At 62.6% G+C, this 18583-nt stretch carries 23 protein-coding genes and 3 pseudogenes; 6 read left to right on the forward strand and 20 right to left on the reverse strand.

Annotated elements, in window-relative coordinates; genetic code table 11:
• The first annotated feature begins 443 nt into the window (after nucleotides 1-443).
• Complete coding sequence (locus BW737_RS08695; RefSeq protein WP_257210655.1) at nucleotides 444-833, forward strand: superoxide dismutase; 390 nt, start codon at nucleotides 444-446, stop codon at nucleotides 831-833.
• Between the two features lie 149 nt (nucleotides 834-982).
• On the opposite strand, the gene BW737_RS16230 is transcribed toward BW737_RS08695, so the two are convergent.
• Nucleotides 983-1126 (reverse strand): hypothetical protein, encoded by a 144-nt coding sequence (locus BW737_RS16230; RefSeq protein ID WP_180272147.1) that lies wholly within the window; start codon nucleotides 1124-1126, stop codon nucleotides 983-985.
• A 291-nt stretch (nucleotides 1127-1417) separates the two neighbouring features.
• Between BW737_RS16230 and BW737_RS19950 the strand changes: the two are divergent.
• Nucleotides 1418-2105, forward strand: a pseudogene (locus tag BW737_RS19950) (IS1634 family transposase); the annotation flags it as partial.
• Between the two features lie 44 nt (nucleotides 2106-2149).
• Here the strand turns inward: BW737_RS19950 and BW737_RS18270 are convergent.
• From BW737_RS18270 to BW737_RS18285, 5 genes are all read right to left on the reverse strand, one after another.
• Nucleotides 2150-2443 carry a transposase gene (locus BW737_RS18270; RefSeq protein WP_086614235.1) on the reverse strand — a complete coding sequence of 98 codons (294 nt, stop codon included), beginning with the start codon at nucleotides 2441-2443 and terminating at the stop codon, nucleotides 2150-2152.
• Nucleotides 2404-2664, reverse strand: coding sequence for a transposase (locus BW737_RS18275; RefSeq protein WP_257210656.1), 261 nt, complete (start codon nucleotides 2662-2664; stop codon nucleotides 2404-2406). Before BW737_RS18275 ends, BW737_RS18270 begins: the two co-directional genes overlap by 40 nt.
• Before the next feature lie 124 nt (nucleotides 2665-2788).
• On the reverse strand, nucleotides 2789-3097 hold the full coding sequence (locus BW737_RS18280; RefSeq protein ID WP_257210657.1) for a transposase: 309 nt from the start codon (nucleotides 3095-3097) through the stop codon (nucleotides 2789-2791).
• Entirely contained in the window at nucleotides 3070-3231 is a 162-nt protein-coding gene (locus BW737_RS19955; protein WP_420835731.1) for a hypothetical protein, read from the reverse strand. The genes BW737_RS18280 and BW737_RS19955 overlap by 28 nt, the downstream gene beginning before the upstream one ends.
• A 39-nt stretch (nucleotides 3232-3270) precedes the next feature.
• Nucleotides 3271-3537, reverse strand: coding sequence for a transposase (locus BW737_RS18285; RefSeq protein ID WP_257210658.1), 267 nt, complete (start codon nucleotides 3535-3537; stop codon nucleotides 3271-3273).
• Between the two features lie 57 nt (nucleotides 3538-3594).
• Here BW737_RS18285 and BW737_RS08720 point away from each other — a divergent pair.
• A pseudogene (locus BW737_RS08720) lies at nucleotides 3595-4475 on the forward strand (IS1634 family transposase); the annotation flags it as partial.
• A 531-nt stretch (nucleotides 4476-5006) separates the two neighbouring features.
• Here the strand turns inward: BW737_RS08720 and BW737_RS19960 are convergent.
• From BW737_RS19960 to BW737_RS08740, 8 genes are all read right to left on the reverse strand, one after another.
• Nucleotides 5007-5456, reverse strand: a complete 450-nt coding sequence (locus BW737_RS19960) for a hypothetical protein (protein ID WP_143233357.1) — start codon at nucleotides 5454-5456, stop codon at nucleotides 5007-5009.
• A 186-nt stretch (nucleotides 5457-5642) separates the two neighbouring features.
• Complete coding sequence (locus tag BW737_RS18295; RefSeq protein WP_257210667.1) at nucleotides 5643-5777, reverse strand: hypothetical protein; 135 nt, start codon at nucleotides 5775-5777, stop codon at nucleotides 5643-5645.
• Between the two features lie 285 nt (nucleotides 5778-6062).
• A complete protein-coding gene (locus BW737_RS08730; RefSeq protein ID WP_257210661.1) occupies nucleotides 6063-6707 on the reverse strand; it encodes a response regulator transcription factor in 645 nt (214 codons plus the stop codon).
• 178 nt (nucleotides 6708-6885) lie between these two features.
• Nucleotides 6886-7692 (reverse strand): sensor histidine kinase, encoded by an 807-nt coding sequence (locus tag BW737_RS15720; protein WP_143233345.1) that lies wholly within the window; start codon nucleotides 7690-7692, stop codon nucleotides 6886-6888.
• Between the two features lie 470 nt (nucleotides 7693-8162).
• Nucleotides 8163-9035, reverse strand: a complete 873-nt coding sequence (locus BW737_RS08735) for an ATP-binding cassette domain-containing protein (protein ID WP_086614230.1) — start codon at nucleotides 9033-9035, stop codon at nucleotides 8163-8165.
• Nucleotides 9036-9806: 771 nt separating this feature from the next.
• Nucleotides 9807-10433, reverse strand: coding sequence for a hypothetical protein (locus tag BW737_RS15725; RefSeq protein ID WP_143233346.1), 627 nt, complete (start codon nucleotides 10431-10433; stop codon nucleotides 9807-9809).
• Nucleotides 10434-10502: 69 nt separating this feature from the next.
• On the reverse strand, nucleotides 10503-11300 hold the full coding sequence (locus tag BW737_RS15730; RefSeq protein WP_143233347.1) for a hypothetical protein: 798 nt from the start codon (nucleotides 11298-11300) through the stop codon (nucleotides 10503-10505).
• Nucleotides 11293-11859, reverse strand: coding sequence for an RNA polymerase sigma factor (locus BW737_RS08740; protein ID WP_086614228.1), 567 nt, complete (start codon nucleotides 11857-11859; stop codon nucleotides 11293-11295). Before BW737_RS08740 ends, BW737_RS15730 begins: the two co-directional genes overlap by 8 nt.
• A 555-nt stretch (nucleotides 11860-12414) precedes the next feature.
• Here BW737_RS08740 and BW737_RS08745 point away from each other — a divergent pair.
• A pseudogene (locus BW737_RS08745) lies at nucleotides 12415-12680 on the forward strand (IS5/IS1182 family transposase); the annotation flags it as partial.
• Nucleotides 12681-12909: 229 nt separating this feature from the next.
• Nucleotides 12910-14030, forward strand: a protein-coding gene (prfB, locus tag BW737_RS08750) for a peptide chain release factor 2 (protein ID WP_099330362.1) whose coding sequence is annotated in 2 segments (ribosomal slippage) — nucleotides 12910-13525 and nucleotides 13525-14030 — 1122 coding nt in all. Because the reading frame shifts where the segments join, the coding sequence is not laid out codon by codon here.
• Nucleotides 14031-14176: 146 nt separating this feature from the next.
• On the opposite strand, the gene BW737_RS08755 is transcribed toward prfB, so the two are convergent.
• The 6 genes from BW737_RS08755 to BW737_RS16235 all read right to left on the reverse strand — a co-directional run bounded on the left by BW737_RS08755 (nucleotide 14177) and on the right by BW737_RS16235 (nucleotide 18155).
• Nucleotides 14177-15187, reverse strand: a complete 1011-nt coding sequence (locus BW737_RS08755) for an ATP-grasp domain-containing protein (protein WP_218961876.1) — start codon at nucleotides 15185-15187, stop codon at nucleotides 14177-14179.
• 435 nt (nucleotides 15188-15622) lie between these two features.
• Nucleotides 15623-15877, reverse strand: coding sequence for a type II toxin-antitoxin system RelE family toxin (locus BW737_RS08760; protein ID WP_086614227.1), 255 nt, complete (start codon nucleotides 15875-15877; stop codon nucleotides 15623-15625).
• The gene (locus BW737_RS08765; RefSeq protein ID WP_180272149.1) at nucleotides 15841-16140 is read right to left on the reverse strand and encodes a type II toxin-antitoxin system Phd/YefM family antitoxin; all 300 of its coding nucleotides are present in this window, start codon (nucleotides 16138-16140) and stop codon (nucleotides 15841-15843) included. Before BW737_RS08765 ends, BW737_RS08760 begins: the two co-directional genes overlap by 37 nt.
• Before the next feature lie 39 nt (nucleotides 16141-16179).
• Entirely contained in the window at nucleotides 16180-16515 is a 336-nt protein-coding gene (locus BW737_RS19965) for a hypothetical protein (RefSeq protein WP_086614225.1), read from the reverse strand.
• Between the two features lie 168 nt (nucleotides 16516-16683).
• Nucleotides 16684-17829, reverse strand: coding sequence for a tyrosine-type recombinase/integrase (locus tag BW737_RS08775; protein ID WP_180272150.1), 1146 nt, complete (start codon nucleotides 17827-17829; stop codon nucleotides 16684-16686).
• A complete protein-coding gene (locus tag BW737_RS16235) occupies nucleotides 17826-18155 on the reverse strand; it encodes a hypothetical protein (protein WP_180272151.1) in 330 nt (109 codons plus the stop codon). Before BW737_RS16235 ends, BW737_RS08775 begins: the two co-directional genes overlap by 4 nt.
• A 187-nt stretch (nucleotides 18156-18342) precedes the next feature.
• On the opposite strand from BW737_RS16235, the gene BW737_RS08780 reads away from it, so the two are divergent.
• Nucleotides 18343-18546 (forward strand): helix-turn-helix domain-containing protein, encoded by a 204-nt coding sequence (locus BW737_RS08780; RefSeq protein WP_086614223.1) that lies wholly within the window; start codon nucleotides 18343-18345, stop codon nucleotides 18544-18546.
• Nucleotides 18547-18583: the final 37 nt, after the last annotated feature.

Below are 18583 nucleotides of genomic sequence, written 5' to 3' on the forward strand. Positions count from 1 at the left end.
TGATGTGCGATACTGGTGCGGCGATATTGTCCGTTTGGTGCTGGCGCGCCAAGCCCCGCGATGCTAGCGGAGTCGGGCATGTTAGGTGGGAGGGGGTATCATATACATTTCAGCGCGCTATTGCGCATTTCGTATTGTTCTTGCTTCGTGTTCGTCAGCCGGTGCGGGGTTGCTGTGCTTCAAGTCACGGGCATGGTGGTTGTCGGTTCGGTGTGATTCCGAGCTGGGTGGCTAGTTTGTGCGCCGGGGTTGTGTTCGGAGATGTTGTGTTCCGATTGACCGGGCTTGTGCCAGCCCGTTCGCCGCCTGGCGTGAAGTATTCATTTGCGTGGATGGCTCTGGCTTTGGTGCGGAATGAGTACATTGTTCTGCTTTGCTGAGAATTGTCCTCGTAGGTTTGGTTCGTAACACTTGAGATGGCGATGTTCGGATTGGAGACTATTATGTCGGTGTATGTTGCGGCTCGTCGTGCTGCATTTTGGTTGTTCGTCTCGTTGTCAGCTATTGTGATAGGTGGCTGCGGAATCACCCATCCGGAGGACTATCCAGTCGATGGTCCGACGTTTAAGGCCACGAGCAATCCGGCGGAAGTTCACGCTGAAGATTTCGGTCATTCTTGGAATCTCAATGTCGACAGTGGTGTTGTTGGCTGTGAGTTCGATGAAGACGGTGATCCGGCCTTGACTTTTACTTCCCCTGACGGCACGGTGTATGCTCTTAATGCGGTCGAGGCGAATGACGGATTGCCTGAGATCGGCGATATTGCTGGGGGGTCGGTTGGATACTTGCGTACCTTTGCGTTCACAGTTTGTGAAGCGGGTGATCACGGTTAGACCGTCGTACGTATACGGGGTGGTCTTCTGGCGGATGTCATTGTTTTGGCTGAGGATGGCCAAGGGGATGGTGGAGGTCGCGGTGATTGCGTGCGGGCGGCGGGTTGTTCGTTTGTAGCTGTCAAGCCCCGGGTTTTGTGGAGGGTGTTTTATCTGGCGCCGGCGGTTGCCGGCTGGGGTTGGTTGATGGTGGTCTGCTCGCCGAGGTCCATGGCCTCAGCCTCGGGCTCGGCGATGGTGTCGGTGTCTTCTGGTGGGGTGTAGGCCTGCTCGTGCTGAACAGGGGCGTGCATGTCGATGGCGGAGTGAGGCCGGACGGTGCCAGACCAGTTGCACCCACTCGGCGGTAGCGAACTCCACGTCCTTGATGCCCTGCCAGGGGCCGTTGGCGTCGAGGTAGTGGCGGCCCAAGGATCAGCTCCGCCCTTGTACAGCCAGTATCAGGGCCTCGGCCAGCGCGTTGTCATACCTGACTCGTGCCGTTTTTGGTGACAGCGTGTCATGATCGGGGTTTTTCGTTGGTGTGGCGTGGTTGGGTTGGTCGTTGTGGGGCACTAATCCGGTGGCGGGTAGGGTGTGGGTGTGTGAGCCCGTATGTTCGTAAGGTGCGTACCGCGTCGGGGGCTACGGCGGTGCAGATCGTGGCTAAGGAGCACGGGGTGCGCCGGATTGTGGAGCACCTGGCTCGGCGCACGACGAGGTGGAGCTGGCCGCCCTGATGGAGGCCGGCAGGGAGAAGATCCGGGGCGGTCAGGGCGTTTTGGACCTGGCCGGCCTGGCCCCTCGGGCCGCCCGCCAGGCCGCGCCGGCTGTGGTGGACTCCAAGCGCTCGGCTCTGCTGTGGGACGTGCTGTGTGGCGCGTATGAGGCCCTGGGCCTGGGTGAGGCCACTGGTGGGGATGAGGCCTTCAGGCAGATGGTGCTGGCCCGACTCGTGGAGCCCACCAGCAAGGAGCAAGTACCCGCGTAGTCAGTGAGCTGGGGGTGGGCAGCGTGTCGCGGGCATCCTTGTTCCGGTCCCTGGCCCGCTGCGCGGGTCACGACTGGCGCACCGGCATCCAGGCCGCCTGCCTATGGCACGTCACCGGCCGCGGGGATTTGTCCCTGTGCCTGTACGACGTGACGACCCTGTACTTCGAGGTTGAGAAGGAGGACGACCTGCGGCGGGTGGGTTACTCCAAGGAGCGCAGGGTCGACCCGCAGGTCATCGTCGGGCTGCTGGTGGATAGGGCCGGCTTCCCGTTACGTGTCGGCTGCTGGGAGGCAACAAGGCCGAGACCAGGAGCCTGTCAATGTGTTTGTGTAAGTGGGTTGGGTCACAGGTGGGGGTTGATTCGTTCTGGGTAGGCCAGTGCCAGTTGCTGGAGGGCTTGTTTCCAGTTGGTGGTTACCGCTCCCTCCACGAGCCGGCCCGGCGCTTTGCGTTTGCTGGCGGGTAGGTTCTTCTCCTTCTCGCGCTGTCTGGCGCGCTTGTCCTCGATGTTGCAGATCGCCAGCCACAAAAGCTTCACCGCCGCGGCATCGGAGGGGAACTGGCCCCGGTTCTTGGACACCTTGCGCAGCTGGTAGTTCAGCGACTCGATGCTGTTGGTGGAGGGGGTACCTCCCACGCAGTGGGGGAGAGATGACCCGGCGCAGCATCGGCGGGAACGCCAGGAACGGCTGTGTTCCGCTCCCAGGCGTCGGTGAAGGTCTTGACCGCCGCCGGGTAGCGCTGGCCGAGCTCGCTGGCCTCGAAGGCTGCCAGGGCCTCCAGGGCGGCCTCCTCATTGGCGGCCTGATAGATCGGCCGCAGCGCGGCACACACGGCCTTGCGGTCCTTGTAGGACACGAACCGTGTGGCGGCCCGGAACCGGGTGCTACCCACGCAGGTCCGGGGCGGTGGCCTGCGGCCAGGTCGCCTCGATCGCCTCGGGGAGGCCGGTCAGGCCGCCCGGCACACGATCAGCACGCCCCTAGGACGCCGCGGTTGTGCCGGCACGGGCGCACACCCCGGCCCAGAACTTCGCTCCCTCATGGGCCTGCACCCAGATCCCCAGCACATGCTTGAACCCGTCCATGCCCCGCGCCCTACGGCGATGTGTGCGGCCCGGTTGGAGACATGGGCTCCGTCGCGGATCTTGACCACGATCGCGTCCAGCCAGAATCACCGGGTAGAGAGCCTCCAGCGGCCGGCGGGGCCAGGCCAGCACCTCCTCGCCGATCTGGTCGGTGATCTTGCTGATCGTCTCGTGGCTCAGCTCGGTGCCGATGGTCGAGGCCAAATGGTGCCGGGGTATCGCGCACCGTCATTCCGCCGGCGTACAGGCCGGGTGATCATCCCGTCCAGGCCGTCCAGGCGGCGTTGTCCCTTGGGTACCAGCATCGGGGTGAAGGTGCCGGCCCTGTCCCGCGGCACGTCCAGGTCGACATCCCCGATCCTTAAGTGCTGACCGTCTTACGACTCGTGCCGCCCAAGGGAGTTGGGGTGTGCTGAGGCGTCCGCAGCGCCCTTCTCATAGCCCAAATGGCTGGTCAGCTCGGCCTCAAGACCCCGCTCCAGGGCCGCCTTGAGCACGCCGGTCAGCAGGCCATCCTCTCCGGTCAACGGGGTACCAGCGTCGATCTGGGCGAAGATCTCGTCCAGCGCGCCCGATGCCTTCAGTTCCTCAGCGATCTCACGCTGCCGATCACGAGCCGCAGCCCGATCCTCATTCACACTCACAGTCTCGTCTCCTTACAGGTCAGGCCACACCCCTTACACAAACAATCTGACACCCTCGAGACCAGCACGCTGATCCCCATGGTCGAGGGGTTCCGGAAGGCGTCGGGGATCGAGCACCTGGTCGTGGTCGCCGACGCCGGCATGCTCTCAGCCGGCAACCTTCAAGCCCTCCATGATGCGGGTATGGGCTTCATTGTGGGCTCTAGGGTGGCCAAGGCGCCGGCGGACCTGGCCGCGCACTTCGCCTGGCACGGGGACGCGTTGGCCGATGGGCAGGTCATAGACACCATCACCCCGCGCCGCGGCGCGCGCTCGATGGAGAGGGACGAGAAGCTGCGTGATGAGCCCGTCTGGAGCCCAGCGGAGTTCCCGGGCTCGTGGCGGGCCGTGTGGGCCTACAGCGCTAGGCGGTTCGCCAGGGACAATAAGACCCTGACCGCGCAGGAGAACCGGGCTAGGGCGGTGGTCGCCGGGGATCGGCGCCCCAAGGCCACCCGGTTCGTCACCACCCGTAAGGGAGACCAGGTCCTGGACGAGAAGGCCCTTGCCCGCGCACGCCGCCTGGCGGGGCTGAAAGGCTACGTGACTAACATCCCCGCCACCGTGATGCCCGCCGACGAGGTGATCGCTTCCTATCACGAGCTGTGGCACGTGGAGCCAGTCCCTTGCGCATGTCCAAGCACGACCTGCGCGCCAGGCCCGTCTTCCACCACACCCGCGACGCCATCCAGGCCCACCTCACCGTCGTCATGGCATCCCTCGCGATAGCCCGCCACCTACAAGCCGCCACCGGCATCAGCATCAAACAACTCGTCCGCGAACTCAAGTCGCTTCAAGAGGTAACTATCACCATCAACGGCCACCACATCACCGCCCAACCCCAGCTCACCCAGACCGCACAGCAAATCCTCAACAACCTGAACACCGCAGGGCACTAAAGTGACACGACTCAGGTAATAGGAATCGCCCTTGGAGCCTATCGAGGCCACGGCGTCGCAGTCGGAGGGGCCTGCCCGTAACGTATTGTCCGGTACAGCCGCACCCCGGTCGGAGTGATGAATCAGCCCCTTCAGGTCCGCGCCCTCGCGCTGGCGCTGCCAGATACCCAGTTTCAGGGCGCCCCTGGGCCAGGTCGGTGTACAAGCTCGTAGACGTCTGCCAGCCGACGATCCGGCGGGAGTAGACGTCGGCGAGCGAAGGCAGGCGCACCACCCAGCCCGACAGGGTGCGCACATAGGTGGGGGTACCTCCCACGAAGTGGGGGAATGTCCGCCACCCACAACTCGTTCGGCCTGAACGCGCTGAAGTGCCTCTTGACCAGGCCGCGGGGCACTGCTCCTTGAGCGCGCTGCGCGTGGTACGCGGTGATTTGGCGCGGCCGGTGGCCGTGCAGGCCCATGGCCCGCATCAGACGCTCGACGGTGCAGCAGGCGTCGCATGCCCCAAACCATGTGCAGCGTCAGGCCGGTTCAGCATGGCGTGCATCTTGCGGGCGCCAAGTACGCAGTAGTTCTTCTCATGCACTCTGCTGATTTCGGCCTTGAGGCGTCATCGCGTCTACTCCTTGCCGATGGGGGACGGGACTTGCGGGCCCGGCAGGACGGGTAGGGGCGATCACTGGTGCCGGCACCGGTCAGTGCCTGGCAGATCGGCACAGGCCCCAAGGTCCGCCTTGTTGCCCGTCGATGAATGAATCGATGACCTCTACCGGCGCTCACACTCCGCCCGTGGCGCATATGCGCGCTCGCCTTGCGCAGGATTCCCGTTAAGCCCGCCCCCTGCTCGCGTACTTCCTTCTCCAGCTCCCGAATCCGCTCAGCATCCTGACTGGTGGTCCCCGGCCGGGCGCCCGCGTCAATCCCGGCCTTCTTGACCCAGGTACGCAACGCCTCCGGATGGACGCCCAGCCCCTCGGCGATCCTCCACGTTCACCCCCTTAGACCGCTCAGGGTCCCGACGGGCCCCTGCACAGCCAACCTGGTAGCCCGCTCCCGCAACCCTCTTCGGGATACTTCCTCTGTACACTCCCCGCAGCGATCCCTCCCTGCGTTCACCACCTCCATCAAACACGTTACAGCTCACCCAGGGCACTAAAGTGAGACGACTCAGGCCAAGGTGTGCACGCGGCACTCCACCAGCGCCTCGTCAGGGGTGATCCGCTGGCCCGTGGCAACCAGCCCCAGCGCGTCCAGCCCCAGGAAACAAGTAAGGTCAGGGACCGTGAAGGTAGTCTCAGCCATGCCGAGGTCTCTGCGATCGGTTGTGTTTAGAAGCCCACCAATCATCGGGGACCTCGCCCCGTACCCACCACCCCGACACGCGCACCCGCGCTACCCCTCCACCACACCCTCAAACACGAAGAGCCAGTAAACTGGCACGAATCAGGCTGGAAGGCGGTACAGGTAGCGACCATTCCGACCAACAAGAGAAAGATAACCCCGGCGGACGAAGATGAGCGCCAGCTTGGTCGCACGCCTCGCACTCGGTGCAGAAAACTCAAACGGTCCCGAAAAAAGAGGAGTAACCTACGGTCTCAAGTGTGCTGCCATTAACTCTGTCCGGGACGAATATCCTAAACGGCGTAATAGCTCAGACACGTAGATACGTGTAGTGTTCTCAGAGAGCTCAAGTTGTTGGGAGATTCGACGGTTCGTGTGCCCCTTGATAAGGCACCCATATACATTCCGCAGATGGACCGGTAACTGATCTATCGTGGCTCGTATATGCGAGTCGAGCACTCGCTGCCGTTCCTGCGCCCTGTAGGCGTCGACCAGAAGCTCCATTGGGCGAGACGACATCACGGGATCGCCTCTACTTGCGCGCACTAGCGCGGCGGCTACATCTGCCGCAACCTCGTCTTTAGTGATGAAACCACGAACGCCTTGAGCTAGAATTTCGGCGAAGGAGCTTTCACTCGCAAATACGGTGAGCATTACGACTGTGATATCAGGGTACAACCTGCGAATCTCGAGCGCAGTTCTGCTACCATCAAGGATCGGCATGTCGACGTCAATAAGCGCCACGTCGATTTGGAGCTTGTCTCGCTCTCGACCAAGGAGATCGAGAGCCGCTTGTCCGTCTGGGGCGGTAGCGGCCACTGCAATCCGCGGTTGTCTATTGATCTGTTCGGCGAATACAGTTCGGATCATCGGATCGTCGTCGACGATCATAATGCGCAGGGTTGGGGGTGCGGGATGCATTGGGTGCTCACAATGTAGACTCAGAAGCCGATGGAGGAACTCTCGTCGAGCGTCGGAACAGACGCAATCGGGATAGCGGCTAAGACCGTCCAAGAATCATCAAGCCTGCCCGAAACGAGTACGCCTCCGACCTTATCGAACCTGTCCTTCAATCTACGCAAACCATACCCGCCGTGCAACTCATGCGCGAGTTCGATGTCGCGCCAGGGGGCGGTGAAAGTGATCGACAGACGCTTACCGGTCGCTCGACTATCAGGGATAGCAAGTCGCCGTCATTGTTATACTTGAGTGCGTTCAACGTGCACTCGCGAACCAGTGCTGCGAGCAAGCGGCCCGCATCGGCTCCGTACTGCGGAAGGAGATGAATGGTCTTATCCAAGTCTGCGTCAAGCAGCATAGACCGATGCGCCAAAGCTGTGCGGCTCGTTGCGATAACGTCTTCAACGGACGACTCCTCGAACATATAAGGCCCGGATGTTCCGAGACTGTCAATTAGCGCTCGCAAATGGCTAAGCGCTTGCCGTGCCTCCGCCTCAACCGCCGCGACATTGGCATACTGATCAGGCGCATCGTTCCTTAACTCGCGGGCATGCAGAATCATGTGAGTAAGGTCCGAGGCTAGATCGTTATGCAGCGCATCGGCAATGTCGTTTCGAAGTTGTTGGTTGAGCACGTCAAAAGCCTCACGAGAAGCATTCGCATCGCGTATCAGAGACTCCATGCGATTACGGAGCCACTTCAACAGAATGCCTGTTCCACCGCAGATGAAGGCCCACAATGCCATCGTGTTGATGAGATCTGGGGCTCCGTCAGCCCAAGGGATTTGCGCTGCGTAGAAGATCAGGAAGATGGCGACAGCCGCGTAGTGGGTGCCATGAGCGACAAGATCGATGACGACAACGTACGTAAGCACCGATGCCCACAGCAGATGGACACCGGGCAGCAGCAGAGCCACGACAAGAACTGCTGTGAACCCGAAGGCGCCAACTATTCGGGAACGGATGTAGATGACGAATGTGAGAACCTGTAAGACTTCCCATAAAGGAGACACTGGGCTCGAGAAGGACAAAAGGGAGTGTAGGTCGAGCGCAAATACGAGCAGCGCGCTCAGTGTAAGTGCTAGAACTCGGAAGTGTGGCCTGAACGGCAGATGTCTTGCTGTAATCATTTGGGGTGGCACATAAGTGGGCCCGGCAGGTACCTGCACCAGGGTGGGTTCGTCGATCCGGCAGGGACAGATACAGTGATATTTGCGGCCGCGGGTGTCACTAATGCAACCGAGAGCATTAGAATGGTTAGCAAATGTCGTAGGTGAGATACCGGATTCATCGCTGGGCCTCCTTGGTTTTGAACATGATAGTCGTCGTGGTAGCTACATTGGTACAATGGTTGTGGGTGAATTTGCGGCACCGGCCGTCTCGGATGCTATGCTCCCTCATTCAACATCGCCAACGCCATGTAGCCGTCCTCCAGACTGGGTTCGGCCGGAACAGCGCCAGCCGGCGGATTGTCGGTAATGACACGATATCTCGTTCCCCTTGGCGTCGTTATTGCGTTCACAACGGTGGTTCGTTCTGGAGGTGGCGCAACTTGCTCCGCAGTGATCCAAGTCCTCCCCTTTGCCGCTCCGATGAGCCCGCTAGTAGCGCCGTCATAGCGCAAGTGTCCGTCTCGCAGCACAAAGACGTAGGGACAAGTCTGTGCGACATCATCGAGGATGTGCGTGGATAGCACGACGGTGCGCTCCTGGCCTAGGCTTGCAAGCAAGGTTCGGAACCGTACGCGCTCTTCTGGATCGAGCCCCGCTGTCGGTTCGTCGACGATCAGCAGCTTGGGGTCACCCATCAGAGCCTGAGCAATTCCAACTCGACGTCGCATGCCGCCAGAGAACCCACCAATACGACGGTCTTTCGCGCTGGCCAGACCGACTACAGAAACAAGCTCGGTGGCTTGGCGGCGTCGGGACGACTTACTGTCGATCCCCTTCAGGACGCCTACGTAGTCGAGAAACTCGAGAGGCGTGAGATTGGGGTAGGGCTCGATGTCCTGCGGAAGATATCCGAGTGTCTTCTTCAGCGTGCGCCGCACGCTGGCCTTCGCTAAGTTGTGACCGTCGATGAACACTTCGCCGCGCGTGGGCTGAATGATTCCACATAGGATTCGCATTAGCGTCGTTTTTCCCGCGCCATTCGACCCAAGCAGCCCAATCATTCCTGAGGGAAGATCGAGCGTGATTTCGTCCAATGCGGCAGGCTTGCCGCGGAAGTCTTTGCCAATGTGGTCTAGTGAGATGAACATCCCGGATCCTTTCAGCTTCTGTTTGGCGTGCGTGCGGTTGCTGATCCTGCCGTGAGCAGCGCAGCGATAGTTGCGACCTGAATAAGCAGTGAAATAGTCGCGCTCAGCGCGGACCCATCGAATCCGAGGGGGCCAGTCGCAGGGTAGATCGGATCGGCGTGGAAATAACCTTCGACAATCGCGTCTCCGATCGTCGAGAAGATGGTACCGTTTGGGCTGGGAATAGGTATTAGAGGGCTTGCAAATACCAAGTAGAACCATACGAGTACCGCCGCAATCCGCCCCAAGGCGCTAGGTAGGATGCTCCCGCCAACCCCGAGATCGATATCGCCAGAAGAGCTGCTGGGCACACGATCGTTGCTGTAACAGCAATCGATCCGAACAGCGAATGGAATGTCCCATGCGTAGCTTGAGAAGCTCCCATTATAATAAGGACGGTTGCGGACGGCGCCACTATGACAGTTAGTGTGCCAAGCAGTCGTGCCCAAGCCAAGTTGAGTGCTGCGGCAGGTGTCGACATTTCGAACTCCCTCATTCCGTTATTTGTGCGGGAACTAATGAAGTTGGTGAACGAAGCGGAATATGCGACACCAGTAAAGATGGCAAGTACCTGCCCGGTGAATGCGATGTCCTTGATGTCCCCGGTGCCGGGGCGTGCTGGCGAGACAGTCGCGATCAACGTTGCAAATGCGGTGAGCGGGATGGTCGCAAACCAGAGCGTCCTCTGTCTCGCTGCGATTAGAGCGTGCGTATGTGCTAATTCGAGGTACATCATATTGTTGCGACTTTCCTTATGTTGAGCTCGGTGTTCCCTAACCGCTGCCACGCGAATGGAAGGATCGTCATTATGAATGCCAAAGGAATTCCTCGTTGCGCCGGGAGAGGGAGCACGTAGGGGTCCCAGAGCATTGACAAGAACATCCATGCTGCAATTACGGCTATCGTGGTTACGGTGGTTGTTTTCGAATACGCTGATGTGATGAAAGCGACAGAACTGATGATCATGACTGCACCTATAGGCGAGCCAACGCAGAGCCAACCTTCGTCATGTGGCCAGATGTGCAGCATATGCAGCGGGATGAACATTATGATGGCGCCGACTAGGGATACAATGGTAGGTAGGCTTGCACGGATGGCCTGAACGGTTCTAAACGATGTCTCTGTGGATTCGTGCAACTCGATCAGGGAGTCGCCGGTTACAGCAACCGCGACACACACGCCAACGCAGATCAAGAAGATCTGTGATAGCCAGTTGACGAGTATCATGACTCTAACGGTTGGCCATACGGTTGTCATGAGCCATCCGGCAACTGCGATGGCAAGCCCGGATATTAGCGGTCCGGTTACCACGATGCAGCCGACTTGTCGTCCTTGCGCGCGGACCAGCGCTGTGGCCATTGTTGCTGCCTCCCTGCTCGGACTGATCGGTCTGTACGTATAGTTAGTAGCCAGCGTTTCGTCCTCGGTTCACGGCAGTACGTGTTGATGGCGCGTCGCTGCGGTACGCGCGGACGCAATAGCCGCGGTGAGCACTGCGAGCCCAGCGATGAGGAGTCCTGGGGGTGTCAATGTGGTCCAGAGTATGCCAGTGGCCGCGCCAAGGCTGGTGCTCGCTGCCGGTGATACGAACGGGATCAGCGATAGAGCTAGGAGAGATCCGGCCCACGGTGTGACCCAGATTGCTACGAATGTGGCGGAGCCGGCGATTATTGCTGATGGCGCCATCCAGCCGACGAGCAGGTTTGCAAAAGTGCCCGCAAAACTGTTCGCGGCTACTAGTGCAGACGCGACGACGCCAGTGACCGTATCGACAGTAAGCACGACAACAAGGCGGCTCAGCACGACAACCTGGGGTCCTAGGGGAGTTGCTAAGCACACGGCGTCAGGTTTGTATGTCGATAGTGCAATCGTCACCGTTGCTGCAATGCTCACGAGCATCGTCGAAGCGAATCCAGACAAGCCGGCTGACGTCCCCTGAGTCAATCCGAAGAAACGTGCTGAGTACACCGCCGCGGTGGCAATGCCCAGCGCAACGGGGAAGACTAGCCACGGCACGATCCGCACTTGCGCCGCAGTCAACGCAATTGACAGTCTTAGGCTCCGTCTTGCTGACCAGCGGGGTGCGTTCAGGGGGGATGGTGATTCGATGATATACCGGTATATGGAATTGAAGGTCGGCGTGGTCGGTGCGTTTTCCGCGTCCCAGCGTCTTAGTGCTTCGCGGAATACCTTGCTGTCCTCTAGTCCACCGGTGTTGTCAGGCATCTTGGTTCCTTAGCTGCTCGCGTAACAAACGTCTCGCTCTTGATATTCGGCTTTTGACTGTTCCGATTGGGATGTTCATCAATTGTGCGATGTCCTTGTATGGCAGATCGTGCATCCATGCGAGACGTACGACTTCTGTTAGATCTGTGGGTAAGGTGTTCAGTGCTTTGGTTAACGTATTTGTTGCCTCTGAGGAAATCACCAAGGTGTCCAGGTCGTCGGCAGTTGAAGGGATGTCGTGCTCGTCTTCAAGCGGTATCACCGTCAAATGTTTGCGACGGGTGTGAGTATATATTTGGCGTTTCGCTATCCCTAATAGCCAAGTAAGTACCTGGCTGTCATGTCTGAACGTGCGAGCGGAGCGCCAACATCCGAGCCAAACATCGGCCGTCACTTCCTCTGTAAGGTCGCGGTCTTCTGTGCGCGCTAGCACAAAGGCGAATACCGTCGACGCGTAGCGTGCATACAACTCGGCGAGAGCGCGCTCGTCTCCCGTGCCTATGCGTGCAAGCAGGACTTCGTCGGCGGCGGAGTCCGTGCTGGACTCAGCTGATCTCATATTGTTCCTTTGTGATAGCTCATGGCGTCCGGGCACATTCTCTACACCTCCCAGGTCTTAGTAGCGGGCACGAGCGATCTGGTTCGCGGGAGGGGCGTCTCTGGGCGGCGGGTCGAGCAGCTAGTCGTCGGCGCTTGGCCACAATATGGGGGAACGCCCTCGAGTCATCAAAAGACGGGGGCAGAGCCTGTGTCCACAACGGCTTGCTGGGCCCCGGACCATCCGGAACCACCATCAAGGTAACGGGTGACGTCCTCGATGGCTAGGGGCTCGGTGATATGGTTGGCGGGTTCCGGGGATGGTTGCGGCACTCGCTTGTCATATCGATGGTGGCGGCACGACGTCTGGGGGCGATGGCGCGTTGGGATCCGTCCGCTGACGGACGTTGACGTGCAGTCTCGTGGTCCATACGCCAGCTCGCAGCGTCAGCGGGAAGATGTAGCAGACGACATACACGTATGCACCTAAGAGTTCGCCTCAGTAGGTGTGGTGTGGGAGCAGGGTGTTGGTGCGAGGTCCCGGTAGGAAGGAGGTGTTCAACGCTCGTTCCTACACATGGGGGTCCTCGTGCCCGCACTGCCATCTTCGCTCATAGCTCCGTGACCCGTTGTGGGTCCAGTTCAGCGTCCTGCTGTCCGAGCATGTCGACAACCATCCGCTGGGCTGTCACCGGCCCTGCATCCCGGATCGGATTGTGTCCGGGCAAGCTTATTCAGGTCCTGGTGCTGGGAGTCGCCTACAAGAAGATCACCGACTCCACCTGCTCGGCGGCCACCATCCGGCGCCGACGCGACGAGTGGATCACGGCCGGCATCCACCGCGCCTGGACCACCCACCGCCCGGACCAACGACCCACACGCAAACCATGACCTACCGGCGCGACCTCTTGGCTGAAACCAGTCTTGCGAGTGTGGTCCCTTTGGATAGGTTGCGGAGGACAGTCTGTGACGGCGGTCCTGCTGGACGGGCAGCGGCTCAGGATGGCGTTGCGGTCGCCGTCGGTATCCCGTCTGTCGGGGCCGGCCCCGGGTCTGTTCTAGACTCGGGCCCGTGGCCATAGACTTCCCCGCCGAGATCGAGCAGCTCCGACACACCTACGCTTCCGTCGTCGCCGTGACGGACCCGGAGGCGCTGCGCGGGCGCATCGCCGAGCTGTCCGAGCAGGCGGCCGCCCCCGACCTGTGGGACGACGCCGACGCCGCCCAGGCCGTCACCTCCGCCCTGGCGCACGCGCAGGCCGACCTCAAGCGTGTGGAAGCACTCGGGGGGCGCATCGACGACCTGGAGACCATGGTTGAGATGGCGGGGGAGGAGTCCGGCGCGGACGCCGAAGAACTGCTCGCCGAGGCCGAGCGCGACCTGGCGGGCGTGCGCAAGGACCTGTCCGACCTGGAGATCCGCACCCTGCTGTCCGGCGAGTACGACCAGCGCGACGCCGTGGTCACCATCCGCTCCGGCGCGGGCGGCGTGGACGCCGCCGACTTCGCCGAGATGCTGCTGCGCATGTACACCCGCTGGGCGGAGCGCCACGAGTACCCGATCAAGATCCTGAACACCTCCTACGCCGAGGAGGCCGGGCTGAAGTCCGTCACCTTCGAGGTGCACGCCCCCTACGCCTACGGCACGCTCAGCGTGGAGGGCGGCACCCACCGGCTGGTGCGCATCAGCCCTTCGACAACCAGGGCCGCCGCCAGACCTCCTTCGCGGCCGTCGAGGTCATCCCGCTGATCGAGTCCACCGACCACATCGACATTCCCGAGACGGACATCCGCGTCGACGTGTTCCGCTCCTCCGGCCCCGGCGGCCAGAGCGTCAACACCACCGACTCGGCCGTGCGCATCACCCACCTGCCCACCGGACTGGTGGTGTCCATGCAGGACGAGAAGTCGCAGATTCAGAACCGTGCCGCCGCCATGCGCGTGCTCCAGTCCCGCCTGCTGCTGCTCAAACAGCAGGAGGAGGACGCCAAGAAGAAGGAGTTGGCGGGCGACGTCAAGGCCTCCTGGGGCGACCAGATGCGCTCCTACGTTCTCAACCCCTACCAGATGGTCAAGGATCTGCGCACCGGCTACGAGGTCGGCAACCCCGACTCCGTGTTCGACGGCGACATCGACGGCTTCATCGACGCCGGCATCCGCTGGCGCAAGCAGCAGGAGCAGGCCGGCGACTGAGCTGTAGGACCGGAGCGCCATCTCCTGCTGAGCTATTTCGCGGGGCTTGTGCTCCCCGTCTAGCTAGGACGAGACAACGCGGACTTCGCAGGCGTCGATCGCGTCGGCCAGCATGGCCTCGACCGCACGCTCGTCATCGCCGCACGCTAAGACCGCGGCCGGACGCGCGCGCAGTCCGTTGACGGCGTGGACCGTTGCTCCGGGGCGGCAATCCCAGTAGATGCCGACCCCGACCGGGACCTCCCGGTTGAGGCCGGTGCCGACGACGGTACCGGCGGCGGTCTCGACGAAGCGCACACCCGCGTGGCGAGTGTTGCTCGAGGGTGGTGCGAGCGCTCCCCGCGCAGGGAGTCGATCAACTCGCCGTAAAAGTCCAGCCCCGGGCACACCGCAGACACCAGGTCGGGTGCGATGAAGTCTCCACCCTGTCGGACGTGGAACTCGCCCCACACCACCTCTTGCTCAGGTGTAACCCAGAACTCGGCGTGCAGGTGTCCGCACCGGATCCCCAGTGCGTCGATGCACGTTTGGAGCTGCTCCTGCAAGTGGCATGACGGCGGGATGCTGTCCGGCCCGGCCGGCTGGAGGTGGCCGGTCTCGACGAAGCGCTCGTTGGTTGTCTTGGCGGTCGTGGTGTAGACACGGACCCGCCCGTCGACGGTGAGGCCCTCAACGGAGAACTCCTTCCCCGTCACGAACTCCTCCAGACAGTAACCCCCTGCAATGACATCAGGACCGAGAGCGGGCAGTTCGTCCAGCGACGCAATGTGGTGGACGCCTACGCTGCCCATCCCGGTCGCCGGCTTGACGATCCAGCCGCCGGGGGCGGGATGCGGTGCCTCGACTCTCGCGCCGGTCGCCTCGCCGAACCGCGCCGTCCCGTCTGCCGCGGCCCCCAAGATCCGCAGGCTCTGCGGCTGACGCACGCCGGCCTGACGCAGAGCCTCGCGGCAGGCAGGCTTGTCCTGGATCAGCCTGATGCAGGCCTCGTCGTTGGCCATCGTCCCCAGCGCGCGGGCAAGCTGACTGTTGTGCAGTTGATAGTTCTCTCGGAGCGCGGTGGACAGCACCACCTGGCCCGGGCAGCGCGCTCGGATCTCCTGCACCACCGCAGCGATCTGCTCCGCGTCCAACTCGCTCGAGTAGGTACCGGGCACCGTAACCAAACAATCCACCGGGATGGGCGGAACCCTGTGCTGCAAAGGCTCGTGGAAATCCACACCGCAAATGCGCAGCCTCCGCTCCCGGCAAGACTCCAGAAAGCCTTGAAACCAGTGCGCTGAGGCGTGCGAGCCGGAGGTGGTGGCGCCCACAAGCACCGCCCAGGCGGATGAATTGTCAAGCCAGGACACTAATCATTCCTCTCTTCCAAAACCGGCGTGCGCGTAATGGCCGTCGGTCACCTCGATGAGCTTATAGGTTGTGCTGGTGGCGTCGCGTCGGCGCACAACCTCGGTCGCGAGGGGCGATCGCGTCGTCGCTTGCGCTGGCAGACGTGACCGGGTCCTGCGACTCGGCGGCGTTCGGGCCCCGGGCCTCCGAGTAACCCAGCACGATCACCCTGCCGACTGGTGTCGGATCTGGCAGCCCGGTCAGCGGTACACGTCGTGGCGGTGCCCGAGCGTGACCACAACGACGACGAGTCGGCCGTCGTCGATCGTGTAGATGATGTGGTAGTCGCCCACGCGTACCCGCCAGGCGGGGCGGCCCTTGAGGGGGCGGCATCCGGGGGGACGCGGGTCGGTGGCGAGCAAGGCGATCGCTCCCTGGATTCGACGCTGATCCGGCTTGTCGATGCGTCGTAGGGCTTTTAGTGCCGCGGGGCGCACCTCGATCTCGTAGCGCATGGGTGTCCGCTTGCTCCGATGAGCCCGAGGTCGGCCTTGACCTCATCCCAGGGGATGTTGGGGCCCTCCTCGCTCATCGCCGCGTCGTATGCGGCGATGTCCTCCTGGTCCTCCAGCGCCGCGAGCATGCGCTCATAGGCCGCTGGACTGATGAGAACGGCGGCGGTCCGGCCCCGCTTGGTCAGGAAGACGGCGTCCTCGTGCGCCTTGTCCACTAGAGCGGGGAGCTCGGCACGGGCGCGGGACATGGTTACGGTGGTCACGACTGAAATGTACGTTTCGGTAAGTGAGTTGTACAGAGTTCAGCTCGGTTGCCCACGCCTGCCGACCTCTGCCCGGTGAGACAGGAGTTCAGGCGTATGAGGCGGTAATCCGCCGGGAGGCGGCATCGACGGTGAGCGTGCTCCGTGGGGGAGGATCCACTGGGGTCGAGTATGGCCGAAGGGGACTCCTGCGCATACCGGTGCCGCCGTGTTGTAGTGCCGGATGACCTCAAGCGCACTCTGGGTCTGCTCCTGCCGGTATTGCGCACGCGCCTGGGCGTCACGCGAGACCTGGAAGCTGGTTGCGGGCGGCCGGGCCAGCATTACTGCGGCCGCGGCCGCGAGTACCCCGCGTTCTCCCAGAGAGCGCAGCATGCCAGCCACCAGTTCCCGGCCGGGAAGCAACTCGGAGGGTTGTGGGTTCGAGTCCCACCGGAGGTACAAATTCGCCCGGAACCGCAACGAAAGCGGTTCCGGGCGATTCGTCTATTCTGTCTACTCCCATCGAAAACCCATCGGAAACGAACCGGGTTCGACCCGCGTCTAGGCCGTGTGAGATCCATCTCCGAACGCCGCGTCCAGCTGGTCCGAGACGTTCACGGTGGTCGGCGGCGCGACCCGGTAGCGCTCGCGGGTGACGTCGCTGTCGCGGTGTCCGAGGAGGGAAGCGGCGTCCTCGGCGTCGTCGACGACGGTGGCGACGGTCTTACGGAACACGTGGGTTGCGGTGGCGTACTCGAGGCCGGTGCCTTCGAGGGCACGGGACAAGGACTTGCGCAGCGCATTGGTGTCGCGGACCGTGCCGCGGGCGGAAGGGAAGACGAGCACGTCGCCGGCATGGGCACGGGCCTGTCGTTCGAGGAGAATCGTCAGGCCGAAGCGCGGCAGCGGGATGGTACGCACACTGCTTGAGGTCTTGGGGTGGTCCTGGCGGAAGGGGCGCCGGTCTTCGACGCCGAGGGCTACCGTGCCCGTGATCCGGACGGTGCCTGCGGCAAGGTCGACGTCTTCCCAGCGCAGTGCGAGCACTTCCCCGATGCGGGCACCGGTGGCGAGCTGGATCTCGACGACGTCGGCCACGTCGGCCTTGGAGTTGCTTCTGGTCTCGTAGGCGCGTAGGGCGGCGCGCACTCGGCTGATCTCCTCGACGGTGAGGGCGACGACGGGTTTCTTGCGCTCGCGGGGCTTGATGGTGTCGCGTACGGGGTTGTGGTCTGCGGCGCCGTAGCGGACGGCGAGTCCCATCATTCCGGACAGGATGGTGCGGGCGCGGATGCCGACGGAGTAGCCGCGTTGGGTGGCGAGTGTGTCGATGAGGCCTTGGACGCGTTGGGTGGTGATTTCGCGGATGCGGAGGTTGCCCATGGCTGGGCCGACGGCGTTCTTCCAGGATTCCGCGTATAGGCGTCGGGTGCCGGCTGCCTTGCTTTCGGTGGTGGGCAGCCAGGCGTCGTGCAGGGCGGTGAGGGTGGAGTCTGCGGTGATGGTGTCGCCGCCGGGTGTCTGCCTGTTGGCGAGCGCGGAGGTCAGTGCGTTGCGTGCAGCGCCCTTGCTGCTTCCGGTTCGGCCGACTAGGCGGGTGACGCCGTCGGAGTCGCGGTAGCGGGTGCGGGCCTCCCAGCGGCCCGATGGTGTGCGCCTGATGGTGATGCTGCCCCATGTGCCTACGGGCAGGGGCGGTCTGCTCATGGGCGGTTCGCCCGTTCGAGTGCGTCGATCATGGAGACGATGACGGCGCGCTGGTGCGCGGGTAGTGCGGCGAAGCGTAGGGCGATCTCCTCGGCCTCGGCATCGTCGGTGCCGCGGATGGTCTGACGGATTGCGGCGCGGATGGTCGCTTCGGGGACTTCGAGTGCGATGGCGAGGCCGCGCACGGTCCTGGGGGCTGGGGACTGGGAGAAGGCGTCTTGCGCGAGCTGTCCGACTCTGGGCTTGGAGATTCCGGCGCGTTCGGCGATCTGCCGGTAGGTGAGGTCGCTGGCGCGGATGAGCGTGCCGAGTGTGGGTGAGGCCATGCGCAAGACGGTAGCGCATGGCGTCTAGTGTCGTCCAGCGTTCGCGAGCGAGCGTGAGCGAGCTAGTGCGTCGATAGACGCAACAACCGGATAGCGATAGCGCGCGTAGCGCTAGACGAAAGGATCGGCGATGGTCTACTGTGCAGCGCAAGCGCTAGACGCACTAGACGACAGACAGGAGAACATCATGCCCGTTGCCACCCAGCCCTTCCCCACCGACCTCGCCCGGTCGGAGTGCATCACCCTGAAGGAGGCCGCCGAGCTGCTCGGTGTCGCCTCTGTGAACCCCGTGCTCCGCTTGGCCGAGCGGGGCCAGCTGACGATCTACTCCCCCGTCCTGGGCACCGCCCGCCTGGTACGCCGCGCCGACGTCGAGCGCCTGACTGCATAGTTCAAGATGACGGCAGACGATGCGGGACGCCGTTAGT

This window comes from Actinomyces ruminis (assembly GCF_002154335.2).
GTDB lineage: Bacteria > Actinomycetota > Actinomycetes > Actinomycetales > Actinomycetaceae > Actinomyces > Actinomyces ruminis.